We start from the raw sequence: 15,520 nt of genomic DNA on the forward strand, positions 1-15,520 counted from the left end.
CAGTCGCGCGCGTTGTGCTCTGGCAGAATAGCGGGATATTGCCTGTATCGGCCGAGGTGGCCGATACATTAAGGGCTGGGTTCAATTTCTAGGTGTGAATGATGGAAGAGCAGGGCACAGGTATCCGGGTCGAGGCGCTGTCGGCTGAATTCGAGGCGCAAGCCGCTGCGTGGGCCGAGCGTCTTGAGCTGCCGCTGCGGGACGATGCCGCCGGGTTTGCCGTGCAGGTGGGCGTCGATGGCTTGCAGATCCAGCAGTTGGGCCCGCAGGCCCCGGGGCCGGTGCGGGTGGACTTCGTCGAAGGCCAGGCCGCGCACCGGCGCCAGTTTGGCGGTGGCAACGGGCAGATGATCGCCAAGGCCGTGGGTATTTCCCAAGGTGTACGGCCGCAGGTGCTGGATGCCACTGCCGGGCTGGGCAAGGATGCGTTCGTACTGGCCAGCCTGGGCTGCCATATGACCCTGATCGAGCGCCAGCCGTTGATTGCCGCGCTGCTGGAGGATGGCCTGGCGCGGGCCCGTGCGGATGAAGAGGTGGGGCCGATCGTGGGGCGCATGCGCCTGCTGACCGGCAACGCCATCGAGCGCATGCGAGCCTGGGAAGGCGAGGCACCCCAGGTGATCTACCTCGATCCGATGTTCCCGCATCGGGACAAGAGTGCGCTGGTGAAGAAAGAAATGCGTGTGTTCCGGCCTTTGGTGGGCGACGACCTGGATGCCCCGGCCTTGCTCGAAGCTGCCCTGGCGCTGGCGACCCACCGAGTGGTGGTGAAGCGGCCGCGCAAGGCCCCGATCATCGACGGGCCGAAGCCGAGCCATAGCCTGGAGGGCAAGTCGAGCCGGTATGACATTTACCCGAAGAAGGCGCTGAAGGCCTGATTTGGCTATGCCTGTGCGGGCCTCTTCGCGATGTGGTCTTGAGGCTCGTGCAGTGCCTGTGGGAGCGGGTTTACCCGCGAAGAGGCCCGCACAGGCATCCAGATATCAGGGCTGGAATGCCCGCATGAATACCCCGACCACCTCGCGCACATGCGCCTCGGCCTCATCCCCCTCCAGCGGCCCCGCGCACCCCAGCAGCAACCGGTAATCCGGTGCGCCCTTGACCAGGCAGAAGAAGTGTTCCGCCGCACGCAGCGGGTTGTCGATGCGCAGCAGCCCGCGCTCATGCGCCCCGCGCAGCAATGCTTCCATCCCCGCCAGCACTCGCTTGGGCCCGGCTTCGTAGAAGTACTCGCCAAAACTCGGGTCGAGGCTGCCCTGGGCCATGATCAGGCGGCTGAGCTTGACCGCTTCATCGCTGCTGATCAGCGCCTGGAAGCCACGGGCAATGGTCAGCAGCACCTCTTCCACTGGCACCCCATCGGGGTACTCGAAAAGCAGGTCGGGCAACTGGATCTGGCAGGTTGCCATGACCGCTGAGCCGAACAGTGTCTGCTTGTCGGTGAAGTGGCTGTAGACGGTGAGCTTTGAAACACCTGCCGCCGCAGCGACCGCATCCATGCTGGTGTTGGCGTAGCCAAGACTGAGGAACAGGGCCTTGGCTGCTTCGAGAATCGCCTCTCGTTTGGCCAGGTCCTTGGGCCGGCCCGGGCCGATGGGTGCGTCGTTGGACATTGTGGTCTGCATCTGGTTGAAGAATCGCCCATCTTAACGGGTCAGGCGCCATTCGGGTGAACCTGCAAGGCTCAAACCCTGCCCTGCAAAAACCGGCATGCCCCCTTTCCGGCACCGATTGCCTGATTTAATATACTTACCAGTATAAATATTCAATGCGCCCTCCGCGAAAGGATTCATCATGTTGCGCCATGCCTTGTCCATCGCTCTGTCCGCTGCTGCCGTGCTGTTCCTGGCGGCGTGCGGCCAGGAAGCCGCCCCACCTGCTGCGCCGCGCCCGGCGTTGGTGGTGCAGCCGCAGCCGGCTGAAGCCGCTGCCGACAGTTACCCCGGCGAAGTGCGTGCGCGCTTCGAGCCGGAACTGGCCTTCCGCATAGGCGGCAAGGTCAGCAAGCGGCTGGTCGAGGAAGGGCAGCGGGTCAAGGCCGACCAGCCGCTGGCCGAGCTGGACCCGCAGGACGTGCGCCTGCAGCTGGAAGCCAACCGTGCCCAGCTGGCGGCCGCCGAGGCCAACCTGTCGCTGGTGCGCGCCGAGCGCGATCGCTACCAGAAGCTGCTGGAACGGCAGATGGTCAGCCATTCCCAGTACGACAATGCCGAAAACCTCTACCGCGCCGGCCTGGCCCGGCTGAAACAGGCCAAGGCCGAGTTCGACGTGGCTGGCAACCAGGCCGAATACGCTGTGCTGCGCGCACCGCAGGCCGGGGTGATCGCCAAGCGCCAGGTCGAAGTGGGCCAGGTGGTCGCAGCCGGGCAGACCGTGTTCACCCTGGCCGCCGATGGCGAGCGGGAAGTGGTCATCGGTTTGCCGGAGCAGCAGTTCGCCCGCTTCGCCGTGGGCCAGCCGGTGAGCGTGGAGCTGTGGTCGCACCCGCAAGAGCGCTTCCAGGGGCGTATCCGCGAGCTGTCACCGGCCGCCGATCCGCGTTCGCGCACCTTCGCTGCGCGTATCGCCTTTACCTCGGCCGCCGCGCCGGCGGAGCTGGGCCAGAGCGCCCGGGTGTTCATCGCCCATGAAGGGCTGATCCCGCTGGCGGTGCCCCTGTCGGCAGTCACTGCGGAAAACGGCCAGGCCTACGTCTGGCGGGTCAACAAGGACAGCCGTCTGGAGCGGGCAGTGGTACGCCTGGGGGCCTATGGCGCCGACAGCGTACCGGTGCTCGAAGGCCTTGCCCCGGGCGACTGGGTGGTCGCCGCTGGCGGCCATGTACTGCGCGAGGGCCAGGAGGTACGCCCCGTGGACCGCACCAACCGCGTAGTGAACCTGACGGCCAAGGAGTAAGTCCCGATGGGTTTCAACCTTTCTGCCTGGGCGCTGCGCAACCGCCAGATCGTCCTGTTCCTGATGATCCTGCTGGCGGCCATTGGCGCCATGTCCTACACCAAGCTTGGCCAGAGCGAGGACCCACCATTCACCTTCAAGGCCATGGTCATCCGTACCCTGTGGCCGGGTGCCACTGCCGAGGAAGTCTCGCGCCAGGTTACCGAGCGCATCGAGAAGAAGCTGATGGAAACCGGCGAATACGAGCGGATCGTCTCGTTCTCCCGACCGGGCGAATCGCAGGTCACCTTCATGGCCCGCGACTCGCTGCATTCCAAGGACATCCCCGAGCTGTGGTACCAGATCCGCAAGAAGGTCGCCGACATCCGTCATACCTTGCCGCCGGAAATCCAGGGCCCGTTCTTCAATGACGAGTTCGGCACCACCTTCGGCAATATCTATGCGCTGACCGGTGAGGGCTTCGACTACGCGGTGCTCAAGGACTATGCCGACCGTATCCAGATCCAGCTGCAGCGGGTCAAGGACGTGGGCAAGGTCGAGCTGATCGGCCTGCAGGACGAGAAAATCTGGATCGAGCTGTCCAACCTCAAGCTGGCCACTCTCGGCGTGCCGCTTGAGGCCGTGCAGCAAGCCCTGCAGGAGCAGAATGCGGTCAGCACCGCCGGCTTCTTCGAAACGCCCAGCGAACGCCTGCAGTTGCGGGTGAGCGGGCGCTTCGACAGCGTCGAGCAGATTCGCCAGTTCCCCATTCGCGTCGGTGACCGCACCTTCCGTATCGGCGATGTGGCCGAGGTGCACCGCGGCTTCAACGACCCGCCCGCACCGCGCATGCGCTTCATGGGCGAGGATGCCATTGGCCTGGCGGTGTCGATGAAGGACGGCGGCGACATCCTGGTGCTGGGCAAGGCCCTGGAAAGCGAGTTCGAGCGCCTGGCTCGCAGCCTGCCGGCGGGCATGGAGCTGCGCAAGGTCTCGGACCAGCCAGCGGCGGTCAAGGCTGGCGTGGGCGAGTTCGTCCAGGTGCTGGTCGAGGCGCTGGTCATCGTGCTGCTGGTGAGCTTCTTCTCCCTGGGCCTGCGCACGGGGCTGGTGGTGGCGCTGGCCATTCCGCTGGTGCTGGCCATGACCTTTGCCGCCATGCACTACTTCGGCATCGGCCTGCACAAGATCTCCCTTGGCGCACTGGTGCTGGCCCTGGGCTTGTTGGTGGATGATGCGATCATTGCCGTGGAGATGATGGCGATCAAGATGGAGCAGGGCTATGACCGCCTCAAGGCGGCCAGCTACGCCTGGAGCAGCACCGCCTTCCCGATGCTCACCGGCACCCTGATCACGGCGGCGGGCTTCCTGCCTATTGCCACGGCAGCCTCCAGTACGGGCGAGTACACCCGTTCGATCTTCCAGGTGGTGACCATCGCCTTGCTGACCTCCTGGGTGGCCGCCGTGGTATTCGTGCCTTACCTGGGCGAGCGCCTGCTGCCAGACCTGGCCAAGCTGCATGCCGCGCGCCATGGCAAGGACGGCCACGCGCCAGACCCATACGCCACACCCTTCTACCAGCGTGTGCGACGTGTGGTGGAGTGGTGCGTGCGGCGGCGCAAGACGGTGATCCTGCTGACCATTGCCGCCTTTGTCGGCAGTATCCTGCTGTTCCGTTTCGTGCCCCAGCAGTTTTTCCCGGCCTCCGGGCGCCCGGAGCTGATGGTCGACCTGAAGCTGGCCGAAGGTGCCTCGCTGGCCAACACCGCCGAGCGGGTCAAGCAACTGGAGGCGCTGCTCAAGCAGCAGGACGGCATCGACAACTACGTGGCCTACGTGGGCACCGGTTCGCCGCGTTTCTACCTGCCGCTGGACCAGCAACTGCCGGCGGCCAGCTTCGCCCAGTTCGTGGTACTGGCCAAGTCGATGGAGGACCGCGAGCGCCTGCGCAGCTGGCTGATCAGTATCGTGGACCAGCAGTTCCCCGACCTGCGCGCGCGGGTCACCCGCCTGGAAAACGGCCCACCCGTGGGTTACCCGGTGCAGTTCCGGGTAACTGGCGAGCACATCGAGAAGGCCCGTGCACTGGCCCGCGAAGTGGCCGACAAGGTGCGCCAGAACCCGCATGTGGTGAACGTGCATCTGGACTGGGAGGAGCCGAGCAAGGCGGTGTTCCTCGAGATCGACCAGGACCGTGCCCGCGCCTTGGGCGTGAGCACCGCGCACCTGTCGAGCTTCCTGCAAAGCTCGCTGACCGGCACCACGGTCAGCCAGTACCGTGAGGACAACGAACTGATCGAGATCCTGCTGCGCGGCACCCGGCAGGAACGCAGCGAGCTGAGTAACCTCGGCAGCCTGGCACTGCCGACCGACAACGGCCAGAGCGTGGCGCTGTCGCAGGTGGCGACCCTGGAGTATGGCTTCGAGGAAGGTATTATCTGGCATCGCAACCGCTTGCCGACGGTGACCGTGCGCGCCGATATCTACGACAAGGAGCAGCCGGCCACGCTGGTGAAACAGATCGAGCCGACCCTGCGGGAGATTCGCGCCAAGCTGCCGGATGGCTACCTGTTGGAAGTGGGCGGCACGGTGGAGGATTCCCAGCGCGGGCAGAAGTCGGTGAATGCCGGCATGCCGCTGTTCGTGGTGGTGGTGCTGAGCTTGCTGATGATCCAGTTGCGCAGCTTCTCGCGTACGGTGATGGTGTTCCTCACCGCGCCGCTGGGGTTGATTGGCGTGACCCTGTTCCTGCTGGTGTTCCGCCAGCCGTTCGGCTTTGTTGCCATGCTCGGCACCATTGCCCTGGCAGGGATGATCATGCGCAACTCGGTGATCCTGGTGGACCAGATCGAGCAGGACATTGCGGCGGGGATGGAGCGCTGGCAGGCGATCATCGAAGCCACGGTGCGGCGCTTCCGTCCGATCGTGCTGACCGCGCTGGCGGCGGTGCTGGCGATGATTCCGTTGTCGCGTAGCGTGTTCTACGGGCCGATGGCGGTGGCGATCATGGGTGGTTTGATCGTGGCCACGGTGCTGACCCTGCTGTTCCTGCCGGCGTTGTATGCGGCGTGGTTCAGGGTGAAGAAGGGCTGAAGACCGCAGGGGAGGGCTTTGCCCTCCTGTCGCGACACAAGGCCACTCCCACAAAGGGTGTAGGAGCGGCCTTGTGTCGCGATGGGCTGCAAAGCAGCCCCCAGGGCCCTCAGAGGGCGCCGAAAACCTTCTTGGCCAGGCTGGTGGCCGCTTCAGCCGGGTTCTGGCGAATGCTCTGCTCCTGCTTGCCGATCATCTCGAACAGGCCATCCAGTGCCTTTTCAGTCACGTAGTTCTCGATGCTGGCGCTCTTGGCATCGACCACACCCAACGCCACGGCCTGCCCGGCAAAGTTGTTGTACTGCTGAGCCAGGCCAACCTTGTCGGTAGCCTGCTTGACGATCGGCAGGAACTTGGCGCGGATCTGCTCGCGGCTGCTCTTGTTCAGGTACTGGGTGGCCGAGTCGTCACCGCCGCTGAGAATGCCCTTGGCATCGGTCACGCTCATGTTCTTCACGGCATCCACGAGAATCGCCTGGGCCTGCGGCACGGCAGCCTCGGCGGCCTTGTTCATGCTGGTTTCCAGGGCTTCGACCTGTTCACCTTTGCCGAACATCTTCATCGCCTTGGCGGCCTTGCCCAGGTTGCCAGGCAGTTCGATGCGCACGTCCGGGTTGTTGCTGAAGCCGCCCGGGGTGCTCAGTTGCTTGACGGCCAGTTGTGCGCCCTGGGTCAGGGCATCTTTCAGGCCGCCGGTGGCGTCTTTCTGGGTCAGGTCGCCCAGCGACAGGGCCAGGGCGCTGGCCGACAGCAGCAGGCCGGCGCACAGAGTGGTGAAGCGCAGGGAGGTGCGGATCATGAAGCTTTCCTTGTAAACAGATGGATACGGATATCAGCGGACCGGATCGACCTTGATCCGCACAGGCTGTGGGTCACTGCCGTCGAGCATGACGCCGTGGTGTTCGGTGTTGATGAACAGCAGCTTGCCGTCCAGCTCGATGCGCGCGCTTACCGCATAGCGGTGGCCGGGCTTGACCTGGGCCGGGTCGTAGGTGAGGTGGAATGGCAGCGGTACGTTGCCTTTGACCGGGCCGGCCTGGCGGGCCAGGGTCACGGCAGGGGCATCCATCAGCGAAACATCCTGCAGTTCCACGCTCAAGGTAGCGGCAGGCGGCAGGGCAATACGCTGCAGGTAGAAGACTTCACCGTCCAGGCTGGCCTGGGTGTATGGGGTTTGGCTGGAGCAGGCTGCGAGCAAGGATGCGCAACACAGCATAAAGAGCTTTTTCATGGGGTCTCCGGTGTCCTTGGAGCTGGCTTGTGGCCAACCCCAGGGACTTTAGCGGATTTTCCCGGCTGATAAAGCCTCAGATGGTGGAAGTTTCCAGGCCGTCTTCACGGTGCAATGCCACCTGGCGGATCGACAGGCGTAGTTCGGCCGACAGCACGCGCTTGGCCACGCCTTCAGCCAGCTCGCCCAGCTTGTCGTGATAACCCAGCTTGCCCTGGGCATCTGCATGCAGCACGCCTTGCTCGACCAGGGTCTGGATGAAGTGGCGGAACAGGGTCTTGTCGAAGAACTCCGGGGCGTTCAGGCCGTGCAGGATCGACAGACGCTGGGCCATCATCACGCACAGGTCTTCCAGTTCTTCGGCGCTGAGGCTGTTCTGCCCACTGTTCAGCAGCAGTGAGGTGGCCATGTAGAAGCGCTGCAGGGTCTGGGTGATGGTGCGGGCGAGCAGGGTCAGCAACACGAACTGCCGCGAGCTGGGCGCCGGGCGAATGTAAGTGTCGTCGTCCTGGCGCAGCAGCCCTTGCTCGACCAGCGCTGCCAGCCATTGGTCAATCACCGCGTCCAGTTGCTCCGGCGCCCAGCGCAGGAACAGTTCGGCCTGCAGGTAGGGGTACAGCGCGTGCACATACTGCCCCAGCAGTTCGCGGCTCATGCGCGAGCTGCTGAGGAAGAAGCTGGCCAGCAGCGCTGGCAGGGCGAAGATGTGCAGCACGTTGTTGCGGTAATAGGTCATCAGTACCGCATTGCCTTCATCCAGGTACAGGATGCGGCCCAGGGCGTCCTTCTGCTCGGCCACCAGGTTCATGCTGCGCACGTGTTCGATCAGCGCCTGGCCGTCGCCGTCGGGCAGGGTGGTGTGCGGCGAGTAGGGCACCTGGCGCAGCAAGGCCAGGTACAGGTCGAGTACGCGGGTCAGGGCGCGTTCGTCCAGGGCCAGGCGGCTGGTGGACAGCAGCGCCAGGGCCACCAGGTTGACCGGGTTGATCGCGGCCGCCTCGTTGAGATGGCGGGCCACGGTTTCGCCCAGGCGGGTGGTGGTGGCGTTGAGCCAGGCCGGGCGGTATTGCGGGCCGTGGTCCTGTTCACGCCAGCCGGGCTGTTGCTGGTCGAGGAAGCCGGCCAGGCGGATCGGTTCGCCGAAGTTCACGTATACCTGGCCAAAGCGCTGCTTGAGCGCCCCGAACACCTTGAAGATGTCGAAGATCGACTCCTTCTTCTTGCTGGCACCGCGCAGCTCGCCCAGGTAGGTGCGGCCTTCGAGCACGCGCTCGTAGCCGATGTACACCGGCACGAACACGATCGGCGTGCGCGACGAGCGCAGGAAGCTGCGCAGGGTAATGGCCAGCATCCCGGTGCGTGGCTGCAGCATGCGCCCGGTGCGCGAGCGACCGCCTTCGACGAAGTACTCGACCGGAAAGCCCTTGGTGTACAGGGTGTGCAGGTACTCGTTGAACACCGCGGTGTACAACGGGTTGCCCTTGAACGTGCGGCGCATGAAGAAGGCGCCGCCACGGCGCAGCAGGTTACCCACCAACGGCATGTTGAGGTTGATGCCCGCGGCCACGTGCGGCGGGGTCAGGCCGTTGCGGAACAGCAGGTACGAAAGCAGCAGGTAGTCGATGTGACTGCGGTGGCACGGTACGTAGATCACTTCGTGGCCGGGTGCGATGCCCTGCACCTGCTCGATGTGGTTGACCTTGATGCCGTCGTAGATCTTGTTCCAGAACCAGCTCAGCACCACTTCGAGGAAGCGAATGGCGGTGTAGGTGTAGTCCGAGGCGATCTCGTTGCCATAGCGCAGAGCCTGGGCTTCGGCCTTGGCCAGCGGCAGGTTTTCGCGCTGCGCCTCATCGACGATGGCCTGTCGCACCTGGGGCGCGTGGATCAGGCCCTTGACCAGGTTGCGCCGGTGCGAGATGTCCGGGCCGATGACAGCGGTCTTGAGGTTGCGAAAATGCACGCGCATCAGGCGCTGGGCCATGCGCACGGTGCGCTCGTGGCCCTTGTTGTGCTGCACCAGTTCGCGCAGGTGGATGGGGGCGGAGAACTGCACCCGGGTCTTGCGCCCGAGGATCAGCACGGTCAGCAGCCGGCGCAGGCGCCCGGTAACCGCCCAGCTGTCGGCGAACAGCAGCTTCCACGGGCTGGATTCACTGGCCGGGGTCTGGCCCCAGAACACACTGACCGGAATGATCTGCGCATCCTCTTCGGCATGCTGGCTGACGGCGGCGACCAGACGCTCCAGGGTGGGCGGGGCGCCGCGCTTGTCGTGGCGGCCGAGCCAGTCCGGGTCCGGGGTCAGGTAAAAGAAGGCAGCCGGTTCCTGCAGCGGGCCAACCGCCACCGGCAGCACCGGGCGCGGCAGGCCCGCCTTGGTGCATTCATGGTCGAGCACGGCCAGGTCGGTGAGCGCGGGCGTGGGCAGGGCATAGAACACCGGGCGGCTGCGGTCGAGCTTGAGGGTCAGGGAGGACTGGTTGATGGTCTCGGAGCGCACCCACAGGTACAACAGGCGACGCAGGGCGCCGAAGATCAGGCGGCGCAGGGGGGAACGGGTCATGGGGTGTGTGCCCTGGGAGTGATGTTCAGGTGGGTATTCAGCCAATTAGTCTGCCGTATCCGCGCAAGTTCAGCAAAAATCGCCGAACGGCGCGACAGTCATCAAATTTTTTTGTTCTGTGTCATATACTCGGCCTGCCACTTGCAAGATATTTACGCAAGCGGCGTCGACACAGGGAACAGACCCCTGTGTCTACAAGGCGATCTTCACAATAAAAATCCGGAGTAGTTCAGATGTCGTCTCGTGAGACTGGGAATGTAAAGTGGTTCAACGATGCCAAGGGTTACGGCTTCATTCAGCGCGAAGGTGGTGCGGATGTGTTCGTCCACTATCGGGCGATCCGCGGTGAGGGGCATCGTACCCTGGTCGAAGGACAGCGGGTGGAATACGCCTGCGTGCAGGGCCAGAAAGGCCTGCAAGCCGAGGACGTAGTGGGGCTCTGAGCCTCATGCTGTAAGGCTCGTTGTGGGAGCTGGCTTGCCGGCGATCACCGGCGAAGCCGGTGCCAGGCACCGTGTTGCCTGCATCGGCGGCAAGCCGGGCTCCCACAAAGAATGCAGTGCATTCAGGTGCGCCAGGTGATTTCCTCTTCACCGTCGGCGCTGATGCGGACCCAGCGGTCGGCATCTTCTTCTCCATCTTCTTCCACCCAGCCACCCGGCGCGCAGCGCACTTCCACGCCCAGTGCGGCAAATGCGGCGCGGGCGCAGGCGACGTCATCGGCCCACGGCGTCTGGTCGCTTTCCAGGTACAGGCTGTTCCATTTCCCTACAGCCTTGGGTAGCCAGGTGACCGGAATGTTACCGGCCTGGCATTTGAAGGTATGGCCTTTCTGCTTCCATTCGCTGCACGGGCCGATCGCCTGGGCGAGCCACTCGGCAATCTGCTTGTGGTCGACGTCGGTGTCCTTCAGGTAGATCTCGATATCAGGTTGGCGCATAAGGGCTCCGGGTGTGCTCAGTCTTGGCGCACGAAATAGTCATAACGCATGGAAACCGTGACCTCGAACGGCTCGGGCTGGTCGATCACCCGGGCACGCTTTTCGGCACTGGCACGCCAGCCGTGCGGGGTCATGGCCAGCAGGTCGGCGCGGGCCTTGGGCGCGGCCAGGCTCAGGCGGAACTCCAGGGTTTCGCTGTGGGCATGGGCCATGCCTTCGGGGACCAGGGCCAGGTGTTTGTCGTCGGCGTAAGGGCGTACTTCATCGTAGAGCACTTCGCGCAATTCCATCAGGTGGCCGCTGGTGGGGCCGACCCGCATCAGGCCGCCGCCGGGACTGAGCAGGCGCTTGGCCTCGGCCCAGTCCAGCGGGCTGAACACGCTGGCGATGAACTGGCAGCTGGCGTCGGCAAGCGGCACGCGGGCCATGCTGGCGACCATCCAGGTGACCTCGGGCGCGCGGCGGCAGGCACGCTTGACCGCCTCGCGGGAGATGTCCAGGGCGTAACCGTCGGCGGCCGGCAGGGCCTGGGCGATCTGCGCGGTGTAGTAACCCTCGCCACAGCCGATGTCCAGCCAGGCACCGGGCTGGCGCTCGGCGGCCAGCTCGGCCAGGCGGCGCGCCACCGGCGCGTAGTGGCCGGCGTCGAGGAAGTCGCGGCGGGCTTCGACCATGGCCTGGTTGTCACCCGGGTCGCGGCTGTTCTTGTGCTGCACCGGCAGCAGGTTCAGGTAACCCTGGCGGGCGCGGTCGAAGCGGTGGCCGGCCGGGCACACCACCCCGTTGTCGAGCCGGCTCAGCGGCGCCTGGCAAAGAGGGCAGGTGAGCATCAGGCGAGCAACCGGACCAGGGTCTGGTAGTAGATTTCGGTCAGCAGGTCGAGGTCGCTGGCCAGGATCCGCTCATCCACCTGGTGGATGGTGGCGTTGACCGGGCCGAGTTCGACCACCTGGGTACCCATGGTGGCGATGAAACGGCCATCGGAGGTACCGCCGCTGGTGGACGGCTGGGTGTCGCGGCCGGTGACACCCTTGATGCTGGCCGAGACGGCGTCCAGCAATTCGCCCGGTTCGGTGAGAAACGGCAGGCCCGACAGCGCCCAGTCGATCGACCAGTCCAGTTCGTGCTTGTCGAGGATCGCCGACACCCGCGCCTGCAGGCCTTCGACGGTCGACTCGGTGGAGAAACGGAAGTTGAACAGTGCGGTCAGCTCGCCCGGGACCACATTGGTGGCGCCGGTGCCGGAATTGAGGTTGGAGATCTGGAAGCTGGTCGGCGGGAAGAACGCATTGCCTTCGTCCCAGTGCTCGGCCGCCAGTTCCGCCAGGGCCGGCGCGGCCAGGTGGATCGGGTTGCGCGCCAGGTGCGGGTAGGCCACATGGCCCTGCTTGCCGCGCACGGTCAGCTTGGCGCCCAGCGAGCCACGGCGGCCGTTCTTGACCACGTCACCCAGCAGGGTGGTGCTGGAGGGTTCGCCGACGATGCACCAGTCCAGGCGCTCGTTGCGTGCTTTCAGGCGCTCGACCACGGCCTTGGTGCCATGGTGGGCCGGGCCTTCCTCGTCGCTGGTGATCAGGAACGCGACCTTGCCGCGGTGGTCCGGGTAGTCCTGCACGAAGCGCTCGCTGGCAATCACCATGGAGGCCAGGCTGCCTTTCATGTCGGCGGCGCCACGGCCGCAGAGCATGCCGTCGGCGTCGATCAGCGCTTCGAACGGCTCATGCTGCCATTGCTGCACCGGGCCGGTGGGGACCACGTCGGTGTGGCCGGCGAAGCACAGCACCGGGCCGTCCTGGCTGCCGTGGGTGGCCCAGAAGTTGTCGACGTCCTCGATGCGCATCGGTTCGAGCTGGAAGCCCACGGCGCCCAGGCGGTTCATCATCTGCGCCTGGCAGTCGGCGTCGACGGGGGTGACCGAGGGGCGACGGATCAGGTCGCAGGCCAGTTGAAGGGTAGGCGAGAGCTCGGCTGGGGCCGTCATGGGGGACTCCGGGGCAAGGCGGGAAATCTGAGGGGCGTTATCTTATATCAAACCGATGGGCCATTGGGGCCGCTTTGCGGCCCTGTCGCGACACAAGGCCGCTCCTACAGGATCACCACAGCCCATCAGGCGTGTGCAATATCTGTAGGAGCGGCCTTGTGTCGCGAAAGGGGCGCAAAGCGCCCCCCAGGATCTCAAGCCTGTTGCGGTTCGGCAGCCTTTTCTACGGGCTTGGGCAGCGACGACAGGAAGGCCATCACCAGCGCCGCCACATAAGGCAACGACTGCACCAGCAACATCGCCACCCAGAAGCGCATGTCCGAACTCGGCAGCCCCTGTACCAGGTAGATGCCCAGCGCCGCGCCCCACAGCAGCAACATGATGAACAGCTCTTCCCGCGCTTCGGAAATCGCCACCAGCAGCCCGTGGCTGTCGGCGTTCTTCGGTGTGCGGAAGAACGGCATGCTGCTGGTGAAGAACCCGTACAGCACCGCCTTGGCGATGGTATGCGACAGCGCCAGCCCCGCCAGCGCCGCAGCAAAGGCATCCTTCAGGTTCACCCCCACCGCGCGGCGGTAGAGGAAGACGATCTTGCCGACCTTGAAGAAGAACAGCGCCAGCGGTGGAATGGCAAAGATCATCAACGGCGGGTCGACCCGGTGCGGCACGATGATCATCGCCGCCGACCACAGCAGCGCGCCGATGGTGAAGAAGATGTTCATGCCATCGGCGATCCACGGCAGCCAGCCGGCCAGGAAGTGGTAGCGCTGGCCGCGGGTCAGCTCGCTGCCCTTGCCGCGCAGCAGGGCGCTGGCGTGGTGCTTGATGATCTGGATGGCGCCGTAGGCCCAGCGGAAACGTTGCTTCTTGAAGTCGATGAAGGTATCGGGCATCAGGCCCTTGCCGTAGCTGTTGTGGGCGTAGGCGGCCGACAGGCCTTTCTCGAACACCCGCAAGCCCAGTTCGGCGTCCTCGCAGATGCACCACTCGGCCCAGCCCAGCTCTTCCAGCACGCTGCGCCGGGTCATGGTCATGGTGCCGTGCTGGATGATCGCGTCACGGTCGTTGCGGGTGACCATGCCGATGTGGAAGAAGCCCTTGTACTCGCTGTAGCACAGCTTCTTGAAGGCGCTTTCGTGCTGGTCGCGGTAGTCCTGCGGCGACTGCACCACGGCAATTTTCGGGTCAGCGAAGTGCGGCACCATGTGCTTGAGCCAGTTGCGATCGACGCAGTAGTCCGAGTCGATCACCGCGATCACTTCGGCGTCCTTGGCGGTATGCGGGATCAGGTAGTTCAGCGCGCCGCCCTTGAAGCCGGCCAGGGGCGCGACGTGGAAGAACCTGAAGCGCTCGCCGAGCTTCTCGCAATGGGCCTTGAGGGGCTCCCACACGGCCGGGTCCTTGGTGTTGTTGTCGATCACCAGCACTTCGTAGTCGGGGTAGTCCAGCGCAGCCAGGGCATCGAGGGTCTGTTTCACCATCTCGGGCGGTTCGTTGTAGCACGGCACATGCACCGATACCTTGGGCCGGTAGGCGCTGTCGGCCTGCACCGGCAGGAACTCGCGCCGGCGCTTGTGTATCCATACCGCCTCGGCCAGTTCGTGGGCCTCGGTCAGCAGCACGATGAACACGCCCAGCGCGCCGAGGGCCAGCAGCACGCCCACGGTCAGGCTGAACCAGGTGCTGTATTGCTGGCTGTAGTCGTAGGCGATCCAAACCAGCACCGACCCGCACAGGAAGGTGATGAAGGTCAGGAAGGTGCGGCCGCGCTGGCGCAGGGCCGAACCGTCGATGAACAACACCATCAGGGCAATCATCGCCAGCACCACCGAGGCCACCGCCAGGGCACGCCACTGCGGGATGGCCACTACCGGGCCGTCGAAGTTGAATTTCTGCTGGCGTTCGGCGTTGTACACGCCCCAGTAGGCGCCCACCGAGCCTTCGTCGCTGGCCTTCCACGGCTGGTCGTAGGCTTCGATGACGAAATAGTTGTAACCACGGCGATTGAGGGTGTTGACCAAGGTGCGCAGGTAGATGGCCTGGTCGGCCTGGGTGGCATCGGCACCGCCGCGCATGCGGCCGTTGCTCGGCCAGCCAACTTCCGAGAGCAGCAGGGGTTTGCGCGGGAACTGGTGTTTCAGCTCGCGGGCGCGGTCGAGTACGAACTCGACCGAATCCTTCATCGGCACGAACTCCCAGTACGGCAGGATGTGCGCGGCTATCAGGTCGACGTGCTTGGCCAGCTGCGGGTTTTCCTTCCAGATGTGCCATTGCTCGCTGGTGGTCACTGGCACCTTGACGGCTGCGCGTACCCGGTCCAGGTATTTGATCAGGTTTTCCGGAGTGACTTCTTCACGGAACAGCGCCTCGTTGCCGACCACCACCCGCACCACGCTGCGCGACGTGTTGGCCAGCTGGATGGCCGTGGCGATTTCGCGCTCGTTGCGCTCCAGGTCCGGGCTGATCCAGATGCCCAGCGTTACCCGCAGGCCGAATTCCTCGGCCAGGCGCGGGATATCCGCCTGTGTGCCCTCCACGGTGTAGATACGGATGCTGTCGGTCAGTTTGCTCAACTGCTCCAGGTCCTGGCGCATCTCGTCGTCACTGGGGTACTGGCCCTTCTGCGGGCTTTCGCCAAGGCGGAACGGTGAATAGGAGAAGCCAGAGATCTGTTCTGGCCAGGCGGGGGCGGAAACCGGGCGGTTGATCAGCGCCCAGAACCCGGTGAACAACGCGGCGATGGCCAGGACCACAACCAGGTTCAGGCCGAATTTACGTGAAGACATTGTCGTCCATTTGTGTCGAAGTGATAGGACATTAAAGCAGGGTTGGTAGTGT

At 64.8% G+C, this 15,520-nt stretch carries 12 protein-coding genes; 4 read left to right on the top strand and 8 right to left on the bottom strand.

The window, feature by feature from the left end:
* Positions 1–101 precede the first annotated feature (101 nt).
* On the top strand, positions 102–878 hold the full coding sequence (locus MKK04_RS05565) for a class I SAM-dependent methyltransferase (protein WP_233693932.1): 777 nt from the start codon (positions 102–104) through the stop codon (positions 876–878).
* Positions 879–983: 105 nt separating this feature from the next.
* On the opposite strand, the gene MKK04_RS05570 is transcribed toward MKK04_RS05565, so the two are convergent.
* Positions 984–1,625: a TetR/AcrR family transcriptional regulator gene (locus MKK04_RS05570; protein WP_207829477.1), complete on the bottom strand. Its 642-nt coding sequence runs from the start codon at positions 1,623–1,625 to the stop codon at positions 984–986.
* A 169-nt stretch (positions 1,626–1,794) separates the two neighbouring features.
* Between MKK04_RS05570 and MKK04_RS05575 the strand changes: the two genes are divergently transcribed.
* Together MKK04_RS05575 and MKK04_RS05580 are read left to right on the top strand one after the other, a co-directional pair.
* On the top strand, positions 1,795–2,895 hold the full coding sequence (locus tag MKK04_RS05575) for an efflux RND transporter periplasmic adaptor subunit (protein ID WP_207829476.1): 1,101 nt from the start codon (positions 1,795–1,797) through the stop codon (positions 2,893–2,895).
* Between the two features lie 6 nt (positions 2,896–2,901).
* A complete protein-coding gene (locus MKK04_RS05580) occupies positions 2,902–5,967 on the top strand; it encodes an efflux RND transporter permease subunit (RefSeq protein ID WP_207829475.1) in 3,066 nt (1,021 codons plus the stop codon).
* 109 nt (positions 5,968–6,076) lie between these two features.
* Here MKK04_RS05580 and MKK04_RS05585 read toward each other — a convergent pair whose 3' ends face one another.
* The 3 genes from MKK04_RS05585 to plsB all read right to left on the bottom strand — a co-directional run bounded on the left by MKK04_RS05585 (position 6,077) and on the right by plsB (position 9,761).
* Positions 6,077–6,766 carry a DUF4197 domain-containing protein gene (locus MKK04_RS05585; RefSeq protein ID WP_028699975.1) on the bottom strand — a complete coding sequence of 230 codons (690 nt, stop codon included), beginning with the start codon at positions 6,764–6,766 and terminating at the stop codon, positions 6,077–6,079.
* 33 nt (positions 6,767–6,799) lie between these two features.
* A complete protein-coding gene (locus MKK04_RS05590) occupies positions 6,800–7,198 on the bottom strand; it encodes a YbaY family lipoprotein (RefSeq protein ID WP_241106329.1) in 399 nt (132 codons plus the stop codon).
* 76 nt (positions 7,199–7,274) lie between these two features.
* Complete coding sequence (gene plsB / locus MKK04_RS05595; RefSeq protein ID WP_207829474.1) at positions 7,275–9,761, bottom strand: glycerol-3-phosphate 1-O-acyltransferase PlsB; 2,487 nt, start codon at positions 9,759–9,761, stop codon at positions 7,275–7,277.
* 233 nt (positions 9,762–9,994) lie between these two features.
* Between plsB and MKK04_RS05600 the strand changes: the two genes are divergently transcribed.
* Positions 9,995–10,204 (top strand): cold-shock protein, encoded by a 210-nt coding sequence (locus MKK04_RS05600; RefSeq protein ID WP_003252255.1) that lies wholly within the window; start codon positions 9,995–9,997, stop codon positions 10,202–10,204.
* A gap of 122 nt (positions 10,205–10,326) precedes the next feature.
* On the opposite strand, the gene MKK04_RS05605 is transcribed toward MKK04_RS05600, so the two are convergent.
* The 4 genes from MKK04_RS05605 to MKK04_RS05620 all read right to left on the bottom strand — a co-directional run bounded on the left by MKK04_RS05605 (position 10,327) and on the right by MKK04_RS05620 (position 15,468).
* Entirely contained in the window at positions 10,327–10,701 is a 375-nt protein-coding gene (locus MKK04_RS05605; RefSeq protein WP_063911497.1) for a hypothetical protein, read from the bottom strand.
* A 17-nt stretch (positions 10,702–10,718) separates the two neighbouring features.
* The gene (locus MKK04_RS05610; protein WP_182329135.1) at positions 10,719–11,531 is read right to left on the bottom strand and encodes a putative RNA methyltransferase; all 813 of its coding nucleotides are present in this window, start codon (positions 11,529–11,531) and stop codon (positions 10,719–10,721) included.
* On the bottom strand, positions 11,531–12,682 hold the full coding sequence (dapE, locus tag MKK04_RS05615) for a succinyl-diaminopimelate desuccinylase (protein ID WP_013971240.1): 1,152 nt from the start codon (positions 12,680–12,682) through the stop codon (positions 11,531–11,533). The genes MKK04_RS05610 and dapE overlap by 1 nt, the downstream gene beginning before the upstream one ends.
* A 194-nt stretch (positions 12,683–12,876) precedes the next feature.
* Entirely contained in the window at positions 12,877–15,468 is a 2,592-nt protein-coding gene (locus MKK04_RS05620; RefSeq protein ID WP_207829472.1) for a glycosyltransferase, read from the bottom strand.
* Between the last annotated feature and the right edge of the window lie 52 nt (positions 15,469–15,520).

The organism is Pseudomonas sp. LS.1a (assembly GCF_022533585.1).
In the GTDB taxonomy this organism is placed as follows: Bacteria; Pseudomonadota; Gammaproteobacteria; order Pseudomonadales; family Pseudomonadaceae; genus Aquipseudomonas.

Coding starts and splice junctions, on each gene's coding strand:
- MKK04_RS05565 (WP_233693932.1), top strand. CDS start 102: ATGGAAGAGCAGGGCACAGGTATCCGGGTCGAGGCGCTGTCGGCTGAA.
- MKK04_RS05570 (WP_207829477.1), bottom strand. CDS start 1,625: ATGCAGACCACAATGTCCAACGACGCACCCATCGGCCCGGGCCGGCCC.
- MKK04_RS05575 (WP_207829476.1), top strand. CDS start 1,795: ATGTTGCGCCATGCCTTGTCCATCGCTCTGTCCGCTGCTGCCGTGCTG.
- MKK04_RS05580 (WP_207829475.1), top strand. CDS start 2,902: ATGGGTTTCAACCTTTCTGCCTGGGCGCTGCGCAACCGCCAGATCGTC.
- MKK04_RS05585 (WP_028699975.1), bottom strand. CDS start 6,766: ATGATCCGCACCTCCCTGCGCTTCACCACTCTGTGCGCCGGCCTGCTG.
- MKK04_RS05590 (WP_241106329.1), bottom strand. CDS start 7,198: ATGAAAAAGCTCTTTATGCTGTGTTGCGCATCCTTGCTCGCAGCCTGC.
- plsB (WP_207829474.1), bottom strand. CDS start 9,761: ATGACCCGTTCCCCCCTGCGCCGCCTGATCTTCGGCGCCCTGCGTCGC.
- MKK04_RS05600 (WP_003252255.1), top strand. CDS start 9,995: ATGTCGTCTCGTGAGACTGGGAATGTAAAGTGGTTCAACGATGCCAAG.
- MKK04_RS05605 (WP_063911497.1), bottom strand. CDS start 10,701: ATGCGCCAACCTGATATCGAGATCTACCTGAAGGACACCGACGTCGAC.
- MKK04_RS05610 (WP_182329135.1), bottom strand. CDS start 11,531: ATGCTCACCTGCCCTCTTTGCCAGGCGCCGCTGAGCCGGCTCGACAAC.
- dapE (WP_013971240.1), bottom strand. CDS start 12,682: ATGACGGCCCCAGCCGAGCTCTCGCCTACCCTTCAACTGGCCTGCGAC.
- MKK04_RS05620 (WP_207829472.1), bottom strand. CDS start 15,468: ATGTCTTCACGTAAATTCGGCCTGAACCTGGTTGTGGTCCTGGCCATC.